At 68.7% G+C, this 1,449-nt stretch carries 1 protein-coding gene and 1 pseudogene; one reads left to right on the top strand and one right to left on the bottom strand.

Translation table 11 applies throughout. The annotated features are described in order from the left end of the window. Positions 1 to 83: 83 nt before the first annotated feature. Positions 84 to 818: a leucyl/phenylalanyl-tRNA--protein transferase gene (aat, locus tag DBR34_RS19250; protein WP_128097968.1), complete on the bottom strand. Its 735-nt coding sequence runs from the start codon at positions 816 to 818 to the stop codon at positions 84 to 86. A gap of 122 nt (positions 819 to 940) precedes the next feature. Between aat and DBR34_RS21920 the strand changes: the two are divergent. Continuing rightward, a pseudogene (locus DBR34_RS21920) lies at positions 941 to 1,449 on the top strand (hypothetical protein); the annotation flags it as partial.

Raw genomic sequence — 1,449 nt, 5'->3', positions numbered from 1 at the left:
CCGACGCCGGCCGCTGGCCGGCTCACCACACTGTCGGACGCGCCAGCCGACACCGGCCGCTGGCCGGCTCCTCACGATCCCGGCTAAGCCAGCGCCGCAGCGGCCATCTCACCAAACCGCTCGGTCCAGCTCCCGGCCGGTGCATCGCGGCGCACCTGCTCCCGCACCAGCGCCAGGAAGCGCGCACGCGACCAATGTTCAGCGCCCATGCTCAGCAGGTGGTCGTTCTCCACCTGCGCATCGATCAATGGCCAACCCCACTGTGCCAGGCGATGGGCCAATGCGGCCAACGCCACCTTGGAGCCACCGCTGGCCGCACTGAACATGCTTTCGCCAAAGAACATCTGCCCGATCGCCACGCCGTAGATGCCGCCCACCAGCCGCTCGCCCTCGAACACTTCCACCGAATGCGCGTGCCCCATCCGGTGCAGGGCCACATATGCCTCGCGCATCGCATCGGTGATCCACGTGCCGTCCTGGCCCGGGCGAAAGCTGGTCGCACAAGCGGCGATCACCTCGGCAAAGCGGGTATCGGCACGCACTACCCACGAACTGGCGCGCAGGCTGCGGCGGAACCGCGACGACAGGCGCACGCCGTCGGTGCGGAACACCATGCGCGGGTCTGGCGACCACCACAGCAGCGGCTGCCCGTCGGAAAACCACGGGAACACGCCGCCGGCATAGGCGTTGAGCAGGCGCACCGGCGTCAGGTCGCCGCCGACGGCCAGCAGTCCGTCTGGTTCGCGCAGCGCGGTTTCGGCAGAAGGGAAGGGGGCGTCGTGCGCGTCGGCCAGGCGCCAAGGAAGCGAGCGGGTCATAAGGGAAGTGTAAGCCCTGACTACGCGGCCTCGGCGGCCATGCGCTCGTGGGCGGTGGTGCATTTCCCAAACGCGCGCGACCGGCTCAGACTTTGCGGCCCGTCCGGCGTGTTGCCCACTGCATGAATCCCCTGATTGACAACATTCTCTCCCGGCATGCGTGCGATGGTCATCGCGCCGACAGTGTCAGCCCGATGCTGGACCTGGCCGAGCAGGATCCCGCCGCCCTTGAGGCGCTGTTGATGCAGTCCATGCGGCGCGATTGCACGCCCGCAACATTCCTGGACCGTGCACTGGGCCTGTTGACGGATGATCGGCTGGTCGCCGTGGTGGAGGCCGCATGGCGAACGCTCCTGGGCGACCCGGCGCACCGACAGGCACGCCAGATCGTGGGCTACGCCCTGTACCAGGCCTGCGATGTGCTGGTCGACGATTGGGAGGCTCTGCTTGCGGTGGCCGGGCAGCAGGGATGTGCGGGGACCCATCCCTGGCGCGGGCTGCCGGCGGATGTGGCTGCGCGATGGGCAGTTGCGCTGGAGGCGGCGGAAGGGCGGGACGGCGTCGATCGGGCCTTGGCTCTGGTCAAAAGCAGGCAGGTAACCGTACGGGACCAGGCGCTGGCCTATCTGGA

Source organism: Stenotrophomonas sp. HMWF003 (genome assembly GCF_003061285.1).
In the GTDB taxonomy this organism is placed as follows: domain Bacteria; phylum Pseudomonadota; class Gammaproteobacteria; order Xanthomonadales; family Xanthomonadaceae; genus Stenotrophomonas; species Stenotrophomonas maltophilia_AP.
The sequence above is the reverse complement of the archived record's forward strand: the minus strand, read 5'-3'. Positions and strand labels throughout refer to the sequence as shown.